22 protein-coding genes and 1 tRNA gene are annotated in these 21,336 nt (G+C 36.4%); 3 read left to right on the forward strand and 20 right to left on the reverse strand.

The features are described 5' to 3' along the window. The first annotated feature begins 42 nt into the window (after positions 1-42). Positions 43-603: a shikimate kinase gene (locus tag RVS70_RS07175; RefSeq protein WP_121605655.1), complete on the forward strand. Its 561-nt coding sequence runs from the start codon at positions 43-45 to the stop codon at positions 601-603. Positions 604-814: 211 nt separating this feature from the next. On the opposite strand, the gene RVS70_RS23365 is transcribed toward RVS70_RS07175, so the two are convergent. The 3 genes from RVS70_RS23365 to RVS70_RS07185 form a co-directional block, all read right to left on the reverse strand. Beyond that, a complete protein-coding gene (locus RVS70_RS23365; RefSeq protein WP_220096165.1) occupies positions 815-898 on the reverse strand; it encodes a putative holin-like toxin in 84 nt (27 codons plus the stop codon). Between the two features lie 214 nt (positions 899-1,112). After that, on the reverse strand, positions 1,113-1,376 hold the full coding sequence (locus tag RVS70_RS07180) for an atypical membrane-integrating protein (Mistic protein) (RefSeq protein ID WP_121605656.1): 264 nt from the start codon (positions 1,374-1,376) through the stop codon (positions 1,113-1,115). Between the two features lie 579 nt (positions 1,377-1,955). Beyond that, on the reverse strand, positions 1,956-2,189 hold the full coding sequence (locus RVS70_RS07185) for a phage holin (RefSeq protein WP_026681652.1): 234 nt from the start codon (positions 2,187-2,189) through the stop codon (positions 1,956-1,958). A 1,033-nt stretch (positions 2,190-3,222) separates the two neighbouring features. Here RVS70_RS07185 and erm point away from each other — a divergent pair. Next, positions 3,223-4,080 (forward strand): 23S ribosomal RNA methyltransferase Erm, encoded by an 858-nt coding sequence (erm, locus tag RVS70_RS07190; RefSeq protein WP_026681653.1) that lies wholly within the window; start codon positions 3,223-3,225, stop codon positions 4,078-4,080. Positions 4,081-4,245: 165 nt separating this feature from the next. Here the strand turns inward: erm and RVS70_RS07195 are convergent, their stop codons facing one another. Together RVS70_RS07195 and RVS70_RS07200 are read right to left on the reverse strand one after the other, a co-directional pair. After that, positions 4,246-5,505, reverse strand: coding sequence for a cytochrome P450 (locus tag RVS70_RS07195; protein WP_121605657.1), 1,260 nt, complete (start codon positions 5,503-5,505; stop codon positions 4,246-4,248). A 432-nt stretch (positions 5,506-5,937) separates the two neighbouring features. Continuing rightward, positions 5,938-6,010: transfer RNA gene (locus tag RVS70_RS07200), tRNA-Arg, on the reverse strand. Positions 6,011-6,235: 225 nt separating this feature from the next. On the opposite strand from RVS70_RS07200, the gene clpP reads away from it, so the two are divergent. Continuing rightward, positions 6,236-6,823 carry an ATP-dependent Clp endopeptidase proteolytic subunit ClpP gene (gene clpP, locus RVS70_RS07205; RefSeq protein WP_026681655.1) on the forward strand — a complete coding sequence of 196 codons (588 nt, stop codon included), beginning with the start codon at positions 6,236-6,238 and terminating at the stop codon, positions 6,821-6,823. 44 nt (positions 6,824-6,867) lie between these two features. Here clpP and RVS70_RS07210 read toward each other — a convergent pair whose 3' ends face one another. The 15 genes from RVS70_RS07210 to lgt form a co-directional block, all read right to left on the reverse strand. After that, on the reverse strand, positions 6,868-7,122 hold the full coding sequence (locus RVS70_RS07210; protein ID WP_026681656.1) for an HPr family phosphocarrier protein: 255 nt from the start codon (positions 7,120-7,122) through the stop codon (positions 6,868-6,870). Positions 7,123-7,285: 163 nt separating this feature from the next. Then, entirely contained in the window at positions 7,286-8,230 is a 945-nt protein-coding gene (whiA, locus tag RVS70_RS07215) for a DNA-binding protein WhiA (RefSeq protein WP_121605658.1), read from the reverse strand. A gap of 29 nt (positions 8,231-8,259) precedes the next feature. Further along, a complete protein-coding gene (locus RVS70_RS07220; protein WP_026681658.1) occupies positions 8,260-9,225 on the reverse strand; it encodes a gluconeogenesis factor YvcK family protein in 966 nt (321 codons plus the stop codon). Positions 9,226-9,227: 2 nt separating this feature from the next. Next, on the reverse strand, positions 9,228-10,112 hold the full coding sequence (gene rapZ, locus RVS70_RS07225; RefSeq protein ID WP_026681659.1) for an RNase adapter RapZ: 885 nt from the start codon (positions 10,110-10,112) through the stop codon (positions 9,228-9,230). A 25-nt stretch (positions 10,113-10,137) separates the two neighbouring features. After that, entirely contained in the window at positions 10,138-10,602 is a 465-nt protein-coding gene (locus tag RVS70_RS07230; RefSeq protein WP_026681660.1) for an NUDIX domain-containing protein, read from the reverse strand. Between the two features lie 503 nt (positions 10,603-11,105). Continuing rightward, the gene (gene trxB / locus RVS70_RS07235) at positions 11,106-12,059 is read right to left on the reverse strand and encodes a thioredoxin-disulfide reductase (protein WP_121605659.1); all 954 of its coding nucleotides are present in this window, start codon (positions 12,057-12,059) and stop codon (positions 11,106-11,108) included. 79 nt (positions 12,060-12,138) lie between these two features. After that, on the reverse strand, positions 12,139-13,152 hold the full coding sequence (locus RVS70_RS07240) for a tetratricopeptide repeat protein (protein ID WP_026681662.1): 1,014 nt from the start codon (positions 13,150-13,152) through the stop codon (positions 12,139-12,141). A 143-nt stretch (positions 13,153-13,295) separates the two neighbouring features. After that, on the reverse strand, positions 13,296-14,963 hold the full coding sequence (locus RVS70_RS07245; RefSeq protein WP_121605660.1) for a glycerol-3-phosphate dehydrogenase/oxidase: 1,668 nt from the start codon (positions 14,961-14,963) through the stop codon (positions 13,296-13,298). Between the two features lie 223 nt (positions 14,964-15,186). After that, on the reverse strand, positions 15,187-16,677 hold the full coding sequence (gene glpK, locus RVS70_RS07250) for a glycerol kinase GlpK (protein ID WP_121605661.1): 1,491 nt from the start codon (positions 16,675-16,677) through the stop codon (positions 15,187-15,189). 46 nt (positions 16,678-16,723) lie between these two features. After that, positions 16,724-17,518 (reverse strand): MIP/aquaporin family protein, encoded by a 795-nt coding sequence (locus tag RVS70_RS07255; protein ID WP_121605662.1) that lies wholly within the window; start codon positions 17,516-17,518, stop codon positions 16,724-16,726. Between the two features lie 185 nt (positions 17,519-17,703). Then, positions 17,704-18,252, reverse strand: coding sequence for a glycerol-3-phosphate responsive antiterminator (locus tag RVS70_RS07260; protein WP_026681666.1), 549 nt, complete (start codon positions 18,250-18,252; stop codon positions 17,704-17,706). Between the two features lie 9 nt (positions 18,253-18,261). Beyond that, on the reverse strand, positions 18,262-18,783 hold the full coding sequence (locus RVS70_RS07265) for an acyltransferase (RefSeq protein WP_026681667.1): 522 nt from the start codon (positions 18,781-18,783) through the stop codon (positions 18,262-18,264). Positions 18,784-18,786: 3 nt separating this feature from the next. Continuing rightward, entirely contained in the window at positions 18,787-19,422 is a 636-nt protein-coding gene (ppaX, locus tag RVS70_RS07270; RefSeq protein ID WP_121605663.1) for a pyrophosphatase PpaX, read from the reverse strand. Further along, a complete protein-coding gene (locus RVS70_RS07275) occupies positions 19,397-20,359 on the reverse strand; it encodes a nucleoside recognition domain-containing protein (protein WP_121605664.1) in 963 nt (320 codons plus the stop codon). Before RVS70_RS07275 ends, ppaX begins: the two co-directional genes overlap by 26 nt. Before the next feature lie 92 nt (positions 20,360-20,451). Then, positions 20,452-21,327: a prolipoprotein diacylglyceryl transferase gene (gene lgt / locus RVS70_RS07280; protein ID WP_121605665.1), complete on the reverse strand. Its 876-nt coding sequence runs from the start codon at positions 21,325-21,327 to the stop codon at positions 20,452-20,454. Positions 21,328-21,336 lie beyond the last annotated feature (9 nt).

The raw sequence follows: 21,336 nt of genomic DNA on the forward strand, positions 1-21,336 counted from the left end.
CTTATAATTAGGGAAACATTCCTGTGAAGAAAGAGGTTACTTATGAGCACGAACGAAACACCATTACGACAAAAAAGTATAGCATTAATTGGATTCATGGGTGTTGGAAAAACATCTATTGGTAAAGAAGTGGCAAAAATGCTTTACCGAGATTTTATTGATGCAGATAAAGAAATTGAATCAGCGTTTCATATGCCTGCTTCTGAGATATTCCAGACTTATGGTGAAAAAGTCTTTAGACATAAAGAGAAAGAAATCTTACAAAAACTTTGCAAGCAAAAACTAAAAATTATTTCTCTAGGCGGTGGTGCCTTTCTTCAGGAGGAAATAAGAAATGTCTGTCTGGAAGAATGTATCGTATTTTATTTAGATTTATCGTGGGAGTCGTGGCAAGAAAGAATTAGCTTACTCATAGACAGTAGACCTGTTTTGCAAGACAAAAGCTTAAAGGAAATTAAAGCACTATTTGAAGAACGGAAATCAATTTATCAAGATCACCATTCGGCTGTTGCAACTGATCAATTAATGATTGAGGATGCAGCGGCTTACATTGTTAAATCACTTAAAACAGCTTGGGACATTTATGAACCACAAAATAACTAACTGAAGGTTTGCATATTTGTGCTAATCGGGTATAATAAAAATAGATAATATGAATAAAATAAAAAAGCATTTGATCTAGACTTAGAAAAAACTTTAATAAAGACCGCTGGTGCTGGTACACCAACGGCCATGTACAATAGCCCTTCAAGGGGGCGGCTCACACAGTTTATAGAAAATAACTACCCACTATGCTTGCCAGGCTTATGGGTGGTTATTTTTTTTGTGACAGTAAAGCAACAACCAATGAACCAAACGAGATCATTAGCACAAGTGCTTCGAACACTGTCATAGGCATCACCCCCTCTCCTGTTCATCAGTCAGGGAGTGAAACCGCCACCCATGAAAGCCTTATTGTACAATACCATTGTAACAAAAAATAATATCTAATCCTATTTTTGCTTGAAAATAGGGCAATATATTTATGTATAGAAAAAAACTTACTCTATGGCTTCATTTCATTCACTCCAGTTCGTTAAAACTTACGTGGTGCGAAAGGTTCATTCTACCTGTTAATCTTCGTCGTCTTTTTTAGCATTCTCTTCTGCTTTAGCATCAGCTTCTAAATCTAGCCAGGACAGCATTTCACGAACAACTGCATTTATTTTTTCATCTATTGCCTCGTTACCATATTTCTGTTTTGCTAATTCTATATTTTTAATGACGTCTTGACCAAATTGTATGATCGGTGTGTCCGCTTCCAGATTATTAAACAAATCAATAAATTCATCAAGTGCTTTATCAAAGCGTTTGCTTTCCATATCATTTGCTTTCATGTTTATCACCCTTTTATAGGATACCCAAAACCTGCTTCTCCTATTTTAACTAAAACAAAAATGGGGTTAATAAAAAAACGAACGATTATTAGTTTAAATTAATGATCGTTCGTTTTTTAATGGTATAGGGAATGACAAAGATAAATATGGGTCGTGTTAAGAGCGACCAGAAACGAAACTACTTCGCGTATCGCCCTAAGCTAAGTAATCATCGGCTCACAAGCTCACCTTTGTTTCCTTTATCTCTGACTCGTTCCAGACGCTACGTTTCTAATCGGACGCTTGTGCTTTTGTTCTTAGAATAATTAATTTAGCACCTGAAATATGCGAGACTCCTTGAAAAAGAAGAATGCATTTTCTACGTGCGATGTATTGCTTCCGAAGCCTTGCTTATCCAGCGGGAACAGCACGAGTTCGAAGATCCACTTGGTAACATGTTTTCCTTTACCAAGTGAGCTGAGTGGCCATGCCCGCGGAAAGCACGTATAGTTTCATGGTGCAGCGATGGTACTCCTATTGATAACATGATTATTCATATTTTGAGTAAAGAAGTTGTGTTTTTTCCCTGCCACTTATAACTTAATTAATTAAGTTATTCGCCTGCAATACTTCTTTTTGCTTCTTTCCTTTTACTGTTACATAATTATTTTTAAACCATGCCCACACACTGGCACACACCGTAAAAATCATCGAAATAATTTCACCCCAAAGTTCGTGCGTACCAGGTATTGGGTTCAAATCTGCTGCAATGAGAAATTGGTTAATTAAAGCTAATACTAAGACAATCGTGCGAATAAGCGTACCTCTATCCATGTCTCTCACCCCCTGTACAATAAGATTAAAGAATCCACAAAACAAAAATAATGGAGCTCGTACTTATATATATGCGAAGAAGGTGTAAACATTAGCTAAAACCATTACTATTTTCATTCGTAAATTAAATTTACAGAAGTAAATCACTTATTCTATATATTACGACACTGATTAACAAATTCCTGCTCTTATTCGTAATTTAACAAGTAATGTAGATGTTTAAGCATTAATTTCCGACAAAGCGAATTTTTTCAATCAGTTGGGGGGTGGTTTATCACCTACGGATTGTTAGTACCAGAGGGATATGATCTAAAGTTCTTTGAACCAATCGGACAATTTACCGGCAGTCGCCCCCCTTATCCATATTGGGTTCACTTTATTACTGGTATTGGAGACTAACTGCCAATTATATGCGGGATAAACAAGAAGAGTATTAGAGAGATATATGTATGGAAAATAATTTGATGTGAAGGATGAATTGACAGATAATGTAACAACTATATTTTTAAATAAGAATTATAAATCCGAACGAAAGTTTTATGGTGAGTTACTCAAATTATCGTTTAACTATTACTACGTTGAGTAGCAAGTATAATTTTTATTGACGTACACTTTAGCAGTATTTATAATATAAATGAATTCTAGTGTAAACTAAACGAAGGAGGGTTGTTAAAAAATTATGGGTGGAATTATTATTATCCGTACTTTGAACTGGTAATTTAATACGTTCGAAGGCTCTGTTTTGCTACAGAGTAAGCGGGATAAATCTGCTCATTTTTAACAATCTTCATTACTATATTTTATTAATAAAATGAGAGGAAGGACTGATTATACAATCTTTCCTTTTTATTTATATGAGAAATTGCTTTAGCTCTTTAAATAAGAAGGCTCATTTTGTGCTGATTAGTTTTTTTACAATATCTCATTCTGCATAATGATGCATTCCGTTTACTGGAAGCTACAGACGCCTATGTCTGTGGCTTTTTTGCATTCAGAGCCGAATGCAAATATTTTAAGAAAGGACTGTTAAATCATGGCAAGAAGCAGGAAGAGATATCAGCATAAAAAATCGTCTACTGGAACTCCATCAAATTTCAGTGGGAAGCATTTCATTCACAATAAGCGTTTAATAAATGATATTGTAAATATTGCTCGTATTTCAAAAAGCGACCTTGTATTAGATTTAGGAGCTGGAAAAGGAGCAATTACTAGTATTTTAAGCTCCCGAGCAAGAAAGGTTCTCGCTATAGAATACGATTCAAACTTCATAAAGAAATTAAAACAACTTGAAATGAAAAACACTATAATCATAAAGCAAGACATATTACGTATTTCATTACCTCAAGAGCCATTTGTAGTTGTTTCGAATATTCCATATGCTATTACAACGCCGATTATGAAAATGTTTCTTAATAAACCTTCAAGCGGTTTTCAAAGTGGGGTTATTGTAATGGAAAATGGTGTAGCTAAAAGATTTACATCAAATTTTGTGAAGGAATCATATGTGATCGCTTGGAAAATGTGGTTTGATATTCAGTATGTTAAAGGAATTTCTAGGAGAAATTTTTCCCCGCCACCAAAAGTTGATTCCGCTGTGATTAAAATAAATAGAAAGGCGAAACCGATTGTACCTATTAGCGATTATTTAATCTTCTGGGGACTAGCTGATTATGCACTTAAACATCCACAATATCCTATCGAGATTGCATTAAAAGGTATATTTACACCACCGCAAATGAAGCATTTAAAAAGAAATCTTCAAATAAATAATGAAACTCCAGTTGCATCTTTAACGGAACTGCAATGGGGTTCCCTATTTGAAACAATGATAAAGTATGTTCCAAAATCCAGATGGCCAAAGATAAAAAAAGCGAAATTAAACCATTTTTAAAATCTACTTACAAAAGGTTGTGGAATGAGGATTCCTTTTTACTTCTCATTCCACCCATTAATCCGCATATTTCATATCTCAATAGGAGACAATTAACCATTAATTGACTGTTCGCCCTCTATACATAGCCTCTCACTATAACCGCAATTAGAATAGAAAATGGATTTATTCTCTCTTGCTAATGTTTTTTATCACCATTTTACTACGGGGAATACTTGGCATGCTAACCATACTAAAACTTAAATCTTGATCAGGAACATCATAGTTTATTCGATTTACTAGATAATCAAGGCTTACTTTCATTATCTCTATGGTCACCCACTCACCAGCACACCGATGCCCCATAAAATAATCTCCCCCACCTTGTGGAATAAAGTCAAATAAGCCACCATCCCATGTAGTAAACCGATCAGGGTTGAACACATCAGGGTTCTCCCAAATGTTTGGATCGTGATTGGTACCATAAAGATCTAGTAAGGTTAACGTACCTTCTTCAAATTTATACCCTTTCCAAATGAAATCGTTTTTTACCAGTCCGGCGACAAAAGGAAAAAATGGATAGAATCGCCGAACTTCTTGTATGAACTTCAGAGAATATTTCTCATCACTCCTTTCAAGCTTCTTCGTTTCGTTTGGATAATGATAAACTGTTAAAGCAATAAAATTGATGAATATAGCAATCGCTACAAGTGGCCGTAAGATATTAATCACTTCTACAGCAACTGTATCTGTATCAAGAGAATTCCCATATGGATCGTGATACCTAATAAATTTGTACAAAATACTATTTTCAGATACATTCACTTTTCCATCACGAATCTCTTCAACGAGTTTCCCTACCCACTTTTCTATACGATTTCTAGCATTCCTTCCTAGCCAATGGGTGGGGCCAATAGCTGCTACTGACTCGAACATTGCCCCTAAATCTTTCGTTACCCCTTTTACTTTATTTGCTGACACGGGTATACTTATCCATTCGCAGGCTGTTCTGCACATAATTTCCTTAACTTCTTCATAAAAAATAACCTTATCCATTTGCACCCATTTATCTACCGCTAACTTCCATTGTTTTCTTATAATTCCAGTCAATCTGTCCAGTTCATTGGAAGACATGATCGACATAAACATTTCCTTACGTTGTCTATGGGCTTGTCCATCTAAAGCCTGAACTCCATTCTTACCGAATAATGTTTGTACTGCCCGATTAGGAGCTGCATCTTTTCTTTTAAATTTCTCGTTGTCATAAAATATTTCTGCTGCTTCTTTACCTCCCATGCAAATCGCTTTTTTTCCAACTAGCCTTGTCTCGAAAATATCACAACTAAAAATTTGACGTCTATTTAAGATATACCTATATCCTTCTCTTATAAGACTTAAAGTATGATCTATTCCTTCTTCTCGAGGTATTTGACTTCTATACGACATATGATCCAACTCCATTTTCGAGTAATGATCTTAATTTTTGTAGATTATCCCCGGTTTATTCGCAAAAATACAAGGACAATCGTTCGTGAAGGTATGACACAGCTTCTACTTATTAAGATTAAAGGTAACTACGCTTGCTTGAATACATGTGCAACTAAGACACACGCAGGAATTAAAAAGACAAGGCTTCCGCGGACTGCACTCGTCCGGCTGTAGTGAAAATCAACTGTATTCCACTATTAACATATAAATTATTCTATATTTAATAGGCTGGATGGTTAATGAAATTGACTTCATTTAAATCTTAATCTGTTTCTAACTGAAAAAATTGCAAAAAATATTGCAAACAAAAAACACGTATAAATCTTGATACTTCAAGATTTATACGTGTTTTATTACTTATTTTATTATCTTCTTCTACGATCATAATTACGCGCCCGGAGGGATTCGAACCCCCGACTCACGGTACCGGAAACCGTTGCTCTATCCCCTGAGCTACGGGCGCATGTACTATTCACTAATTAAGACACATAGAATATTATAACGTCATATTAGTAGTTACACAAGTATTTTTAGTTATCATAGGTTTATTTTTGACAATTATGGGAATGATGGAAGTGTATTTTCATTGGTTACGAGTTAAACTTTTTGTTTGACCTTTTTTGACCTATTAGTTATGATAAATATATCCGATCTAATGGATATTCGAATAGATAAGGGAGGATTTTACATGAATTTAATACCTACAGTTATTGAACAAACAAATCGTGGAGAGCGTGCCTACGATATTTACTCACGCTTACTAAAAGATCGTATCATTATGCTAGGGAGTGCCATCGATGATAATGTGGCAAATTCCATTGTAGCACAATTACTATTCCTTGAAGCAGAGGATCCAGGAAAAGATATCTCGTTATACATTAATTCACCAGGTGGATCTATCACTGCTGGTATGGCTATATATGATACCATGCAATTTATTAAATCTGACGTCTCCACAATCTGCACAGGGATGGCAGCATCTATGGGTGCATTCTTACTTGCAGCAGGTGAAAAAGGGAAACGCTTTGCATTACCAAACAGTGAAGTTATGATTCACCAACCGCTTGGAGGGACACAAGGCCAAGCTACAGACATTGAAATTCACGCACGTAGAATCATCCAAATGCGTGAAAAAATTAATGAAATTCTTTCAGAGCGTACTGGTCAACCAATAGATGTTATCGAGCGAGATACAGATCGCGATAATTTTATGTCAGCTCATAAATCTGTTGAGTATGGTCTGATTGATAAAATAATGGAACGTAAACCAGAATAGTTTTATTCAAAAAATCCCTTTCACAAAAAGAAAGGGATTTTTTATTACTTTTTGGCAACAAAGGAAGTAAGTTGTGACAATGCTGCTTCTTCATCTGCTCCTTCTGCGATCAACGTAATCTGTTCTCCAGTAGTTATCGCTAAGCTCATCAAGCCCATGATACTCTTTGCATTCACTTTTTTACCATTTTTCTCAAGAAATATATGAGATGTATATCGGTTAGCCTCCTGTACAAATTCTGCTGCAGGTCTCGCTTGTAAGCCAGTTGTCAGTTCCACCTTAATTGACCTCTCAACCAAATACCTCATCCTCCCCTTAAATGAAAACGCTATCAAATATTACATAAATAGAACGAAATATGGTGATTCAGTGGAATTTCCCACTGAATCACGAAGGGCTACATTAAACTACAAGATTTTAAATTATCCGTATTATATCATGAATGGTAATCAAATTAAACAATTACTGTAAAACTTCACCTTTTTTAATTTTTTCAGCAAAAGCATCGATTTTTTTCAAGCGATGGTTTACACCTGATTTTGATATTTTACCACTTGTAACTAATTCACCAAGCTCCTTTAGGGAGACATCCTGATGTTTTACACGTAAAACTGCGATTTCCCTGAGTTTTTCCGGTAACTGATCTAAACCAACTGTACGTTCAATTAGGTTAATGTTTTCTATTTGACGAAATGCTGCACCAATCGTTTTATTTAAATTAGCCGTTTCACAATTAACAAGTCGATTAACAGAGTTTCTCATATCACGCACAATTCGTACATCCTCAAACTTAAATAAAGCATTATGTGCACCGATAATGCTAAGAAATTCCGTAATCTTTTCTGCTTCTTTCATATATACGATATATCCATTTTTCCTTTCCAGCTTACGAGCATGTAAATCAAACGCATTAAGTAAATCACAAAGTGCATCATTATGCTCCTGATAAAAGTTAAATACTTCCAAATGATAGGAAGATGTCTCCGGATTATTAATGGAGCCACCTGCAAGAAACGCTCCACGTAAATAGGCACGCTTGCAACAAGATTTTTTTACGTATCTCTCGGATATATTCCTTGTAAAGGTATAGGGCTCTTGCAATATAGTTAAATCCTTTAATAAAGAACGCACATCTTCCTTTAGCCGAACAATATAAACATTATTTTTCTTTAATTTCATTTTTTTGCGTACTAATAACTCTACAGGTAGAGCATATGTTGACTTAATTAATGTATAAATTCTTCTCGCAATAGCTGCGTTCTCCGTCTGTACGTCTAAGGTGTATTCTTGCTTGGATAGGGATATCGCTCCATTCATACGGATGAGTGCAGCCAATTCTGCATGCATACAGCAATCATCTATATCGATGGCTGTTAATTCCTTTTTTATCTCAGAAGCAAAAGACAATCATATCCCCCCTTTACTTGTATTCTTAGCTATCCATTATTTTTTAAAATAGAATATAATAATGATGCAACTTTATGATTATCATGTCGTAATGTAGATTGAGTTGGATCAATTATATCCCCTTCAATAATTCTTAAGCCCATTTCTAATAAACGATCTGTATCATAAATAACCGGGGCTGCATTTTCCTCCGCATACATATCACGAACCGTCTGCTCTATCGGTTCATTATGCACCACAATTGCATCAACACTCTTTTCACCAATATGATCTCGTATTGCCTGAACATGGTCTGCTGCTGTATAACCTGTTGTTTCTCCAGCCTGTGTCATAACGTTACAAACATAAACTACCTGACCTGTTGTATGACGGATAGCTTCATCAATTTGTGGCATAATGATTGTCGGCATTATACTTGTGTATAAGCTACCAGGAGCAATAACAATTAGATCTGCCTTTTTTAAGGCACGGACTGCATTTGGTAGTGGTTGAACAGGTTGTGGGCTTAAAAACACACGCTCAATTCTTTTCTTTGATAATGGAATATTTGATTCACCTGAAATAATAGTGCCATCCTCCATCTCCGCATGTAATGACATGTTATCATTGGAAATAGGGTAAATCTTCCCTTTGACATTTAAAACACGTGAGATCTCACGAATTCCCATATTAAAATTACCTGTAATTGATGTCATTGCAGCAAGTAGCAAATTTCCCATGGAATGGCCGGATAATCCATTACCAACACTAAAGCGATGCTGGAATAACTCGATGAGCATTGGTTCTGCATCTGATAGTGCAGCAATTACATTACGAATATCACCAGGAGCTGGAATTGCCATTTCATTTCGTAATCTACCTGTACTGCCGCCATCATCAGCTACCGTCACAAGTGCCGTTAATTGAATAGGCAGATCTTTTAAGCCACGTAGTAAAACTGGCATTCCTGTTCCGCCCCCAACAACTACAACACGCGGCAGGGTTTCTTCACTCATAATTAATATCCCTTTCTTTTATCGATGTCACGATGGCTGACATGAGTAATATATTGAGAAGATAGCTCTTTGGCAAAGTACTCTGAAAGTGCAACAGAGCGATGCTGTCCCCCCGTACATCCAATTGCAACTACTAATTGTGATTTACCTTCTTTTTTATATTGAGGGAGCATAAATTGTAAAAGATCTAATACTTTAGCATTAAATTTCTGTGTATCTGTCCATTTAAATACATAGGAAGCAACATCTGCATTAAGCCCCGTTAAGGGCTGTAAATTTGCGACATAGTGAGGATTAGGTAAAAAGCGGACGTCAAACACCAGATCTGCATCAATTGGCAGACCATATTTGAAGCCGAACGAGACCATATGAACAGAAAATACTTCTTGCCTTTCCTCTGAATATTTTTGAACAATCTTTTCTCGTAGATCCTTAGGCTTTAAGTTTGTCGTATCGATTATTCGCTGAGCTCTTCCTCTTAATTCATCAAGAATTTCTCTTTCCTGCCTAATACCATTTAGCGGAAGACCACCAACATCTAAGGGATGAGAACGCCTCGTTTCTTTATACCTACTTACTAATTTTTCGTCCTTTGCATCCAAAAATAAGATATGTTCTTCAAGCCAATCTTCTTTAGCCAATACGTCTAGTGCCTCAAATAACGTATCAAAAAACTCCCTAGCTCGTAAGTCCATAACAAGAGCTACTTTTTGTATGTTGTTCGTAGAATCCTTCATTAGCTCAATAAATTTCGGTAGTAATGTAGGAGGTAAGTTATCTACGCAATAGTATCCTAAGTCTTCAAAGCTTTGAACAGCTACTGTTTTCCCAGCTCCAGACATCCCTGTAATGATAACCAACTTTGTTTCTTGTTCTCCATTTCTCATTTTGTATCTCCCCTTTACCTAAATCCTACTGCTCTATAGGATCAATCCGAAAATTAATTAGTTCGTCTTTAGCTGTATATGAAAAGGCACCCGACACGACTTGCTCATTAGCAAGCAGATATTTATAAATCATTTGATCCCCTTCTGCCATCGGTAAATCTAAAACTTGATTTACGGGGACCCATTCTAATTCACCTTCTCGACAATATGCCGTAAGTTCACCACTGTACTTGCGGCATATAAACGTATACATCATCCATTCCTTTATAAGTGTTTGTCCTTCCATAATAGAAAATGTGAAAACACCTGCTAATTTTGGATTTTTGAGCACTAATGCTGTTTCTTCTCTATATTCTCGAATAACAGATTCCTGGATCGTTTCTCCTTGTTCCTTTTTTCCTCCAGGAATAGCATACCAGCCATGCCTTGGCTTTTTTAGTACTAATATATGGTTATTATCTATTACTATGCAATTCGTTACCTGTTGCATTACAAATCACCCCGTATGAAGAGGAACAACTAAATTCCATTTCTTTTATTATACTAGTTTACGAATTAAACTTCCATACGACTGATTTATGAGACTATATGTATACAATATAATGGGGATTTCGACAAAAAAAGAGCACAGGTTTTCACACCTGTGCCAAAAACTAATCTATCTATTAAAAGGGGGTCAATTAGTTACTTCTAATTATAACCCATGATTATTTCGAACATATTACAACAGGATTAAGAACCAATTACTATTGGTAAATTTTTCTTTATAAAGTAAAGCTTTATCCATGGTGAAATTTCGTCGTCCCCACCGATGTTTCGTCTCATACAATTGTTACTATGATCTATGCATACACTCCATCCATCGATATGATGAACACGATCAGTTCAAATTTTCCATTGAAAGAGAGCACAAAGGTGGTTCTATTGTAATTCTCCAGTTAGACTTTTACCGGTGTGATCTCTCATTTATTCTCTATAGTACCCTCTTAATAGCTAGGAATTTGTGGTTTTTAGTTCTTCTTGTAGATCTTCCACATACTTAATCGCTGCTTCTGCTGCAATACTTCCATCTCCAGTAGCAGTCACAATTTGACGTAATGTCTTATCACGAATATCTCCTGCAGCAAAGATACCAGGAATCGTCGTTTCCATATTTTCGTTTGTTGGTATATAGCCTTCATCATTTGTAATTCCTAACGATTTAAATGGTTCACTTAAAGGGACCATTCCAATATATACAAACACTCCATCAATAGAATACTCGTATGTTTCTCCCGTTTTATTGTTTTTCAAAGTTGCACTTCCAACTTTTCCGCCATCTTCATTAATTTTTTCCACAACAGTGTCCCAAATGAAGTCAATCTTTTCATTATCAAAAGCGCGATCTTGTAGAATACGTTGGGCACGTAAAGCGTCACGACGATGCACAACTGTCACCTTATCAGCGAATCGTGTTAAATATATTCCTTCTTCTACAGCCGAATCGCCTCCTCCAATAACAATTAAATTTTTCTCTTTAAAGAATGCACCATCACAAACCGCGCAATAGGAAACACCACGACCACTCAATTCTTCTTCACCTGGAATTCCCAGCTTTTTGTATTGTGCTCCAGTAGTAATGATTAGTGCTCTCGTGTTGTATTCTTTATTTCCTGCTACGATTGTTTTATAGTCTCCATGATCGATAACTTCTTTAATATCACCATACGCATACTCTGCACCGAATTTTTTTGCATGCTCAAACATCTTATTAGAAAGATCCGGTCCTAAAATATGATCATAACCTGGATAATTTTCAACATCCTCGGTATTTGCCATTTGACCACCGGGAATTCCTCTCTCGATCATTAATGTCTCCAAATTAGCTCGAGAAGCATAGACCGCCGCAGTCATCCCAGCTGGACCAGCCCCTGCAATAATAACATCATACATATGATTTTCGGACATCGATATCGCCCCTTTTTCACTATAATAATTCAGACATACTAAGCTTAATAAAATCAACGTGTTTCGTCTATTATTATGCTCAATTCCTACTACTTTGTTCCCAAGGCGCCTCCTCCTTGGTTAATTTGGGGTGTTTTTTTATGCCTTCTTGCCAAATAACAGTTGCTTTCTCTTGTTCACCAATATAATATGCAGACTTGGTATACCAACGGAAGTAAGAGGGATGTCCTTTTACTTTCGCTTTGACAAGTGACGAAAAACGAGGATACGCTGCTTCGTGCTCACCTGTTCTTGATAAAGTAACAGCGATTCGCAGTTTTTGTTGTTCATGAATTGGATATACATTTAGTAATGTCTGAATATGCAAATCATATTCTTCTTGTGCTCCAATTTGATAATAAAATAAAGCTAAATTTGTATGGCTATACAATGAATTAGGATCTTCCTTCAACATAGTTAATTCCATCTCAATAGCTTCTTCTGGATGTCCAGAGAAAAATAATGCCTGAGTATAATCATGTTTTGTCATTTTATGTTCCGGAAACAAAGTCATCATTTCTTCTAATACCGGAATAGCTTTATCCCATTCCATATTTTCCATATGATAGAATACGGTTTCTTGGTAAATAAGTAGTTCATCCTCATCTTCCAATTCCCAGTCATCGATATCTTCATCATCTTCAATATTGATCAGCTCTAATAACCTAAAGGCTTCTTCACTAAAATCACCCTCAGGTTCTTTTTCTAAATACAAATCAGCATATTTTTTGGCGTCGTTTAATAACCCTAAATGTGCATAATTATTTGCTAGTAAATAGTAGCAATCAACATATTCAGATGATTGTAATACGTTGGTTAACAATTGGTTTGCAGCATGATAAGAACCTATTTCAGTATATATAATTGATAGCTGACATTGGTACAATGCATCAGATGGTTTTTTCTCAACAGCCTTTTTTAACCATTTAACAGCTATATCAAATTTTCTTTTTTGAAATGCTTCTACACCTTTTGTGAAATAAAAATCACCTTCAGGAATAAAAGGGAGAACGTTGTTTTGTTTTCCATTTATATTATTTGTAACGTGTTGCATGTATATCCCCCTAGTTTGTTAACATACGAACAAAGTATACCATAATTACTAGGTGATTTATATAGCGTGATAAGAAAATAGCCCCACGACGTAAAAAAACAGAGCATAGCTTTTTTGCAATGCTCCGCTTTATATTTATTACCTTATTCTGCTACAGGGTGAACAGCATCATATAGCAGCTGCTGTAGTTCCTCTGTAAACATTTCTTTTTGATCATCTGTCCAATTTAACGTTCGTGCCATGTAGTCAATCACTTTTTCCTGATGTGATTTTACCCACTCTATTTCAAAGAAGAGCGCACCTGTACGTCTAATAAAGAAGTCAACTGGTTTATAAGCAGCTTCATATTCCATCGCATAAAGTAATTGAGCGAAAACGACTGGATCAATTTCTGCTTGTTTCGCTTCCTCCTGCTTCGTTTGATATAACTCAAAAATAACATCAAAGTTAGCACCATACTTCTTAATTAAATAAATAGCAGTTGCTTCATCTAAACCTTCTGCTACAGCTTCTACGGTTTTTCTCTCTAAATACTTTTTGAAGCCTTTAGAACCGCCAACTTCTCCTCCTGCGATTGGTAAATGTACTGTATCTGATTTCGAATACATGATACCTTCTTCTTCTTGAAGCTGTTTTGTTACTGTATTAACAGCTTGTTCTGCCATTTTTCGATATCCAGTTAATTTACCTCCAGCCATGGATATTAAACCAGAATCAGAAACAAAAATTTCATCTTTCCGTGAAATCTCACTTGGATTTTCTGTCCCCTCTTCTGCAATCAACGGACGTAAACCAGCCCAACTTGATTCGACATGATCCGCTGTAATGTTTAAGGAAGGGAACATATAATGAATCGCATCAATTAGATAGTCACGATCCTCGACTGTCATTTTGGGATTAGCGATGTCTCCTTTATAACTAGTATCCGTTGTCCCTACATAGGTGATGTTTTCTCTAGGAATAGCGAAAATCATCCGTCCATCAGGTGTATCAAAATAAATCGCTTGCTGTAAAGGAAAGACTTCTTTCGGGAACACCAAATGAATCCCTTTTGTTAAGTGTAATGCTTTGCCTTTTTTCGATCCATCTTTTTCTCTTAAATTATCGACCCACGGTCCACCTGCATTAATAATTTTTTTAGCAAAAATGCGATACTGTTCTCCACTGATCTGATCTTCTACGACAACACCTTTTACGCGGTTTTTATCATTGTAAATAAATTCAACCACTTTAGTATAGTTTGCCGCAAGTACTCCTTTTTGCACGGCTTTTTTTAATACTTCAATGGTAAGTCGCGCATCATCTGTTTTGTATTCAACATAATAACCCGCGCCTCTTAAATTTTCCTTCTTAACAAGAGGCTCCTTCTCTAGCGCTACTTCTGGGTTAAACATCTTCCGGCGTTCCCCTTTTTTAACTCCTGCTAGAAAGTCATAGACGCGTAATCCAATATTAGTAGTAAATGGACCAAATGTGCCACCTTTATGGAATGGTAGCATCATCCATTCAGGTGTGGTTACGTGTGGACCATTTTCATAAACGATGGCCCTTTCCTTTCCAACTTCTGCAACCATCTTTACTTCAAATTGTTTTAAGTAACGTAGTCCACCATGTACTAATTTCGTTGATCTACTGGAGGTTCCAGCTGCAAAGTCCTGCATTTCTACTAGCCCTGTTGTTAATCCTCTAGTTACAGCATCTAAAGCAATACCTGATCCTGTAATTCCACCACCAATAACTAGTAAATCTAACTCTGTATTTTCCATCTTTGTTAATCGCTGATTGCGTTCGTGACTAGAAAAATTACTCACTATTATTCACTCCCCGTTTCTAGTAATGTCTATACATATCAATACCCATATTTCTGGATAGTCATGTATACGCAGACGGAAAAAATTCCTAATACATAAAAAATAAAGCCGCAAAACAAACTAATGCAATTCTTACATTAGTTGCTTGCGGCTTCTCCAATTCTCCGTCCACACTATTAACTTACTTATAGTATAGCATAATTCATTTATTTCGTATAGTACTTTACTTAAAAGCTTGTGCTGCTTTTATTGCTTGTTTCCATCCCGTATATAATTTGGTTCTTTCTTCTTTTATGATTGTAGGATTAAAGGTTCGATTTACTTTCCATTGCTGAGCAATCTCTTCCTTGTTTTCCCAAAAGCCAACAGCAAGACCCGCTAAATAAGCAGCTCCCAATGCCGTCGTCTCATTAACCACTGGACGTTCTACAGCAACATCAAGCATATCGCTTTGAAATTGCATTAAAAAATTGTTTTGGACAACTCCACCATCAACTCGGAATTTTTTCACTTTCATACCAGCTTCCTGTTCCATAACATCGACAACATCTTTTGTTTGATACGCTAATGCTTCTAAAGTAGCTCGTACAAAGTGTTCTTTTGTAGCTCCTCTCGTTAAGCCAAATATAGAACCTTTGACATCACTATCCCAATATGGCGTTCCCAATCCAACAAATGCAGGGACTACGTATACACCTTCTGTAGAAGAAACAGCGTGAGCAAGTGATTCAGTATCTGACAAGTTTTCGATTAATTCTAAGCCATCTCGCAGCCATTGGATTGCTGATCCCGCAACAAAGATACTTCCTTCTAATGCATACTCTACCTTACCGTCGACTCCCCAAGCAAGTGTAGTAAGGAGACCATGTTTTGATTGCATTCCTTGTTCTCCTGTATTCATTAGCATAAAACATCCTGTACCATATGTGTTCTTTGCCATTCCTTTTTCAAAACAAGCCTGTCCGAACAAGGCCGCCTGCTGATCTCCTGCAATTCCAGCAATTGGAACCTCATGTCCAAAAAAGTGATAATCCACCGTAGTACCATACACCTCTGAAGACTGCCTTACCTCTGGCAGCATGGATTTCGGTACTCCTAAAATTTCTAATAATTCTTCATCCCATTTCAGATCATAAATATTATACATGAGGGTTCGAGATGCATTAGAATAGTCCGTAATATGGCGTTTCCCACCAGTTAATTTATAGACTAGCCATGTATCAATCGTACCAAATAAAAGATCTCCATTATTTGCTTTTTCTCTTGCACCATCGACATGATCTAATATCCATTTCACTTTTGTCCCTGCGAAATAAGGATCAATTAATAAACCTGTTTTTGCCCGAAAGACATCATTATAACCTTCATTTTTAAGCTGATCGCAAATATCCTTAGTTTGTCTAGATTGCCAAACAATCGCCTTATAAATAGGTTTGCCAGTGTTTTTATCCCATACAACTGTTGTTTCTCTTTGATTTGTTATACCTATACCAGCTAAATCAAATGGCTCTAAATCTGCCTTACGAAGTGCATCAGAGATACAAGCAAGTATAGAAGTCCATATTTCATTGGCATCATGCTCTACCCAGCCTGGTTTTGAAAAATATTGTTCAAATTCCTTTTGTCCCGTTGCAACAATCTCACCAGCATGATTAAAAATAATTGCACGTGAACTGGTTGTCCCCTGATCAAGTGCTAATATATATCTTTCCAATTTCTATTCCTCCCCAAAAAACCGTCATACGTTTATTTAGTAATTATTAAGCCTTTTTTAGTTCATTACCTAATGCAGTAATAAACAATAGTAAAACACCAGCAGTAAAAACCCAAAATACTATTGTAGCATGAGATTTAAAAATTGCCTCATAAAAAAGTCCACCATAAATACCACCAATTGCCGGGCCAGCTACCGGAATCCAAGCATAGCTCCAATTAGAGTATCCTTTCCCAGGAATTGGCAAAATCCAATGAGCCACTCTTGGGCCTAGATCTCTAGCTGGATTAATCGCATATCCTGTCGTTCCACCAAGAGACATACCAATAGCAATAATGAGCAACCCTACAATTAGTGGATTCAATCCTTCTGTAAATGTATTCGCACCAATAAACAATAAACCCATTACTAGTATAAACGTACCTATAATTTCACTAATTAAATTTGCTAGCGTATTAGGAATAGCAGGTCCGGTAGAAAACACACCTAGCTTTGTAGCTTGATCTTTCGTTTCTTTCCAATGTGGTAAATAATGAAAAAAAACGATAATCGCACCAATAAAGCCACCTAGCATTTGTGCTGAAATATATAACGGAACCTGCGCCCAAGGAAATTCACCAATTGCAGCAAAACCTAGTGTAACAGCTGGGTTAATATGGGCTCCAGTAATATTACCTACTGCGTAAACACCCATGGTAACGCCAAGACCCCAAGCTATGGAGACTAGAACCCAACCTGATCCTTCAGATAATGTGTGCTTCAGATTGACCCCAGCTACTACTCCCCCGCCGAAAATAATTAGAATCATGGTACCAATTAACTCTCCAAAAAATGCAGACATACTAAAATACCTCCATTAAAAAAGTTGATATTTTGGTATTCCACAATTCCAGAAAGTTATTAATAGATTCTTTAAGCGTACATTTTCACAAAGATAAAAAACTAGGCACTCGTCAATCTACATTAACGATTACCTAGCCAATTTTAAACTATATCTATTATATCAGCGAACAACCATGAAATAAATTACATCATCTTCCAAAGATCTGTATTTGATGTTGAAACAGCAACAGCACCAGCTTGTAAAGCAGCTTTAACTTCTTCCTCGTTGGTAATTAATCCTCCAGCGATTACTGGCAATTCCGTTTTGGCATGGATCTGATGCACCATTGATGGAATAAGTCCAGGCAATACCTCGATACAATCTGGTTGTACTCGATTAATTACTTTTATATTTTGCTCTAGGGCTAAGCTATCTAATAAAAACACACGTTGGATTGCTAACAATTGATGCTTTTTCGCCATACTAATAACATTTGCTCGAGTTGATAAGATACCGTCTGGCTTAATTTCTCTTAACAAAAACTCCATACCATAATCATCCGACTTTAATCCTTGAATAAGATCGAAGTGTACCAATATATTTTTTTTTGCGCGCTTAGAATAGTCCACTAAACTTTTTATCTGCGCCAATCTAGTTTCTAGAATAACTATGGATTCATGAGGGGTATCCAAAGCCTTATCAAAATCTTTCATTTTTCGGATCGCAGGTAAAATACCAGTTGGTATGTTCAATTCAATCACCTACTCTAGCTTCAATTTTTCTTCCCTTTCTTTAACTTGATCTTTTGTATACTTCACTTGCATCGGGTTTCCACCAACAAAAGATCCAGCTGGTACATCCTTATGTACCAACGTGCCAGCAGAGACAATCGCATGATCACCAATCGTTACACCTGGTAATATCGTTGAATTCGCTCCAATCATTACTTCATCACCAATCGTTACCGTTCCAATACGATATTCCTTTATTAAATATTCATGTGCCAAAATGGTTGTATTATAGCCAATAACACTATTTTTTCCCACTTTAATTTTTTCTGGAAACATAATATCCGGCATTACCATCAAAGCGAATGCTGTATACTCTCCAACTTCCATCCGTAAAAGCTTGCGATACAACCAATTTTTCATTGGCAAAATAGGTGTATACCTTGCTATCTGAATCACAATAAAATTTTTCATTACCTTCCAAAAAGGTACTGTATTATAAATTTGCCATAATGCATTCATATTCTGCACAGGGTAACGCTTTGTTTTTCGCATTGGCTACACTCCAGTAATTTGCAGTAAATCACGTATATCATCTAGCATATATGTCGGTTTATATTCCAGTAAACGTTGTTTACCTTTAAAGGTCCAAGCAACACCTGCTGTTTGTACCCCAGCATTTTTCCCCGCTTCAATGTCATGATAATTATCACCAACCATCAATGTCCTCTTGGGATCGGCTTGCAATGCTTCCATTGCTTTTAACACAGGTTCTGCATGCGGTTTTGGATGCATCACATCATCTATAGTAATAACTGTTTCAAAATAGTTATCCAGCCCTGTTAATGAAAGCCCCTTATTTACCCCTTTTCTCATCTTTGTTGTCACAATCGCCATTTCAATCCCATTCTCCTGTAGCTTTTTTACAGTATCAACTACATGCGGAAACGGTTTTACATAATTATCATGTTCTTTTAAATTATGCTCACGATAGGTTTCAACCATACTATCTGCTCGTCTTGCATCAATCTTGGTAAATGTATCAACCAACGGAGGTCCATTAAATTCTATAATTTCCTCACGCGAATATTCTAAATGATAAGCATTAAATGTATGAATAAATGACGCAATAATTAATTCATTTGTATCGATTAGTGTCCCATCTAAATCAAAAAGTATTGTACGAATGCTCATTAGTGGTTTCCTTCCTTCTTTTGTTCTTATCTATGCTGTTCCAAATGAATGAAATTGCCATTGTTAATAAAATTGCTGTAATGAGTCGAATAACTAGTAGTGGCCATACTGGGATTCCCAATGGGATAAATACGACCGTATCCTCAACTACTGCGTGACAGGAAACAAGAAAGATGAGTGCTAGAATCATATCTTTTTTTTCAACGCCATCCTCTTTCACAGCCTGAATCATCACACCAGCACCATATGCTAAACCTATTGTCAGCCCAGCTACCATGGTCATTGAGGTATTCTCTTTCATTCCAAGAACCCTTGTAAACGGAGCAAATTTAGTAGACAGATAATTCAACCATCCTTTTTCACGTAAAAATTGCATAACTATCATGAGTGGTATCACAATCATAGCTAGCTGAGCAATGGCCACAATAGCTGTTTGCAGACCATGTAGAATAATCTCTCCCCAACCTGTTAATTCAGGATTTGCCGAAGAAATGAATCCATATGCTGCTTGTTCCGCCCCGCCATTCCACAGGAAGTTAATGATAATCGCAGCGAAAAGCGCCAACCCTATTCTAATTCCTGAGATCAACCACCAATTAACACCTACCCTAGAGGCAACGGCAGATTCAATAAATAAATTATGGGAAAATGATAACATAATCGCCATAATAAATACTTCTTTAACCGTAAAATCAAATGAAACAATCGCTGCTATACCCGCATAAAGATTCAGCGCATTTCCTAAAACAAGTGGTACAGCAGCTTCCCCAGACAACCCTAACCATCCCATTAGAGGAGTAAGTTGCTTTATAATCCATGGTAAAACGGGCGTGAATTGTAAAATCGTAACGATTAACGTAACAGGAAAAATAACTTTTCCTAATGTCCATGATGTATTTAATCCCTGCTGCATTCCTCGAAGTAAAATCCCCTTCATTCCATATTCCCTCTTTCATATGAAACTTTAATTCCTTAAAATAGTATACATTTAGCTACGATTCTAACGCCTCTTTATAACTAGATGTTATTTTATTTCTTCTTCTTATTTTTTTTCTTTTGATACGTGTTTTTTACCACTTTCCCCTTATGTTCCACCTCATTATACCGGGTATTAATCGTTTTTCGGCGATAAATGATTAATAGTAACGCTACAACAATAATGACAATTGAGATAACCTGTGCCTGACGTAGTGATCCCAAGACATAAAGACTATCTGTCCGCATTCCTTCTATGAAATAGCGTCCAATCGAGTACGTAATGGCATAGCTTAAGAATAATTCTCCACGAATAGGGTTAAATTTACGCAATATAAGTAGAAATACAAACACAAGAATATTCCAGAACGACTCATATAAGAACGTCGGATGGTACATAACCCCATCTATACACATCTGGTTCATAATAAAATCAGGCAAGTATTGATGAAAGCTATTATATGTTGATTCTGCTATCTCTCCGCCATGTGCTTCCTGATTCATAAAGTTTCCCCAGCGGCCGATTGCTTGCCCTAGAATTATACTTGGTGCGGCAATATCTGCTAATTGCCAAAATGATACTTGTTTAACACGTGCATAGATAATCGCTGTTATAATAGAACCTATTAGAGCACCATGGATTGCGATACCACCTTCCCAAATAGCAAAGACATCACTCCATGGACCACCTGCATAACGATCCCATTCAAAAATAACGTAATATATTCGTGCAGAAATAATAGCAATAGGGATGGCAAATACCACTAAATCAACCATGATATCCTTTTTCATACCTAAGCGGTCAGCCTCTCGAGTAGCTAAAAATAAGCCTAGAAAGGCTCCCGCTGCTATAATCACGCCATACCAATATATCGGTAATGATCCTATATGTAAAAATACACGGTCAAGTGCTGGTGCATTACAACTCATCTTATTTTC

It is taken from the genome of Virgibacillus sp. M23 (assembly GCF_034190895.1).
In the GTDB taxonomy this organism is placed as follows: domain Bacteria; phylum Bacillota; class Bacilli; order Bacillales; family Amphibacillaceae; genus Virgibacillus; species Virgibacillus salarius.

What these genes read in the sequence shown, in the direction of transcription:
- RVS70_RS07175 (WP_121605655.1), top strand. Translation starts at nt 43, where the DNA reads ATGAGCACGAACGAAACACCATTACGACAAAAAAGTATAGCATTAATT.
- RVS70_RS23365 (WP_220096165.1), bottom strand. Translation starts at nt 898, where the DNA reads ATGCCTATGACAGTGTTCGAAGCACTTGTGCTAATGATCTCGTTTGGT.
- RVS70_RS07180 (WP_121605656.1), bottom strand. Translation starts at nt 1,376, where the DNA reads ATGAAAGCAAATGATATGGAAAGCAAACGCTTTGATAAAGCACTTGAT.
- RVS70_RS07185 (WP_026681652.1), bottom strand. Translation starts at nt 2,189, where the DNA reads ATGGATAGAGGTACGCTTATTCGCACGATTGTCTTAGTATTAGCTTTA.
- erm (WP_026681653.1), top strand. Translation starts at nt 3,223, where the DNA reads ATGGCAAGAAGCAGGAAGAGATATCAGCATAAAAAATCGTCTACTGGA.
- RVS70_RS07195 (WP_121605657.1), bottom strand. Translation starts at nt 5,505, where the DNA reads ATGTCGTATAGAAGTCAAATACCTCGAGAAGAAGGAATAGATCATACT.
- clpP (WP_026681655.1), top strand. Translation starts at nt 6,236, where the DNA reads ATGAATTTAATACCTACAGTTATTGAACAAACAAATCGTGGAGAGCGT.
- RVS70_RS07220 (WP_026681658.1), bottom strand. Translation starts at nt 9,225, where the DNA reads ATGAGTGAAGAAACCCTGCCGCGTGTTGTAGTTGTTGGGGGCGGAACA.
- rapZ (WP_026681659.1), bottom strand. Translation starts at nt 10,112, where the DNA reads ATGAGAAATGGAGAACAAGAAACAAAGTTGGTTATCATTACAGGGATG.
- RVS70_RS07230 (WP_026681660.1), bottom strand. Translation starts at nt 10,602, where the DNA reads ATGCAACAGGTAACGAATTGCATAGTAATAGATAATAACCATATATTA.
- trxB (WP_121605659.1), bottom strand. Translation starts at nt 12,059, where the DNA reads ATGTCCGAAAATCATATGTATGATGTTATTATTGCAGGGGCTGGTCCA.
- RVS70_RS07240 (WP_026681662.1), bottom strand. Translation starts at nt 13,152, where the DNA reads ATGCAACACGTTACAAATAATATAAATGGAAAACAAAACAACGTTCTC.
- RVS70_RS07255 (WP_121605662.1), bottom strand. Translation starts at nt 17,518, where the DNA reads ATGTCTGCATTTTTTGGAGAGTTAATTGGTACCATGATTCTAATTATT.
- RVS70_RS07265 (WP_026681667.1), bottom strand. Translation starts at nt 18,783, where the DNA reads ATGCGAAAAACAAAGCGTTACCCTGTGCAGAATATGAATGCATTATGG.
- ppaX (WP_121605663.1), bottom strand. Translation starts at nt 19,422, where the DNA reads ATGAGCATTCGTACAATACTTTTTGATTTAGATGGGACACTAATCGAT.
- RVS70_RS07275 (WP_121605664.1), bottom strand. Translation starts at nt 20,359, where the DNA reads ATGAAGGGGATTTTACTTCGAGGAATGCAGCAGGGATTAAATACATCA.
- lgt (WP_121605665.1), bottom strand. Translation starts at nt 21,327, where the DNA reads ATGAGTTGTAATGCACCAGCACTTGACCGTGTATTTTTACATATAGGA.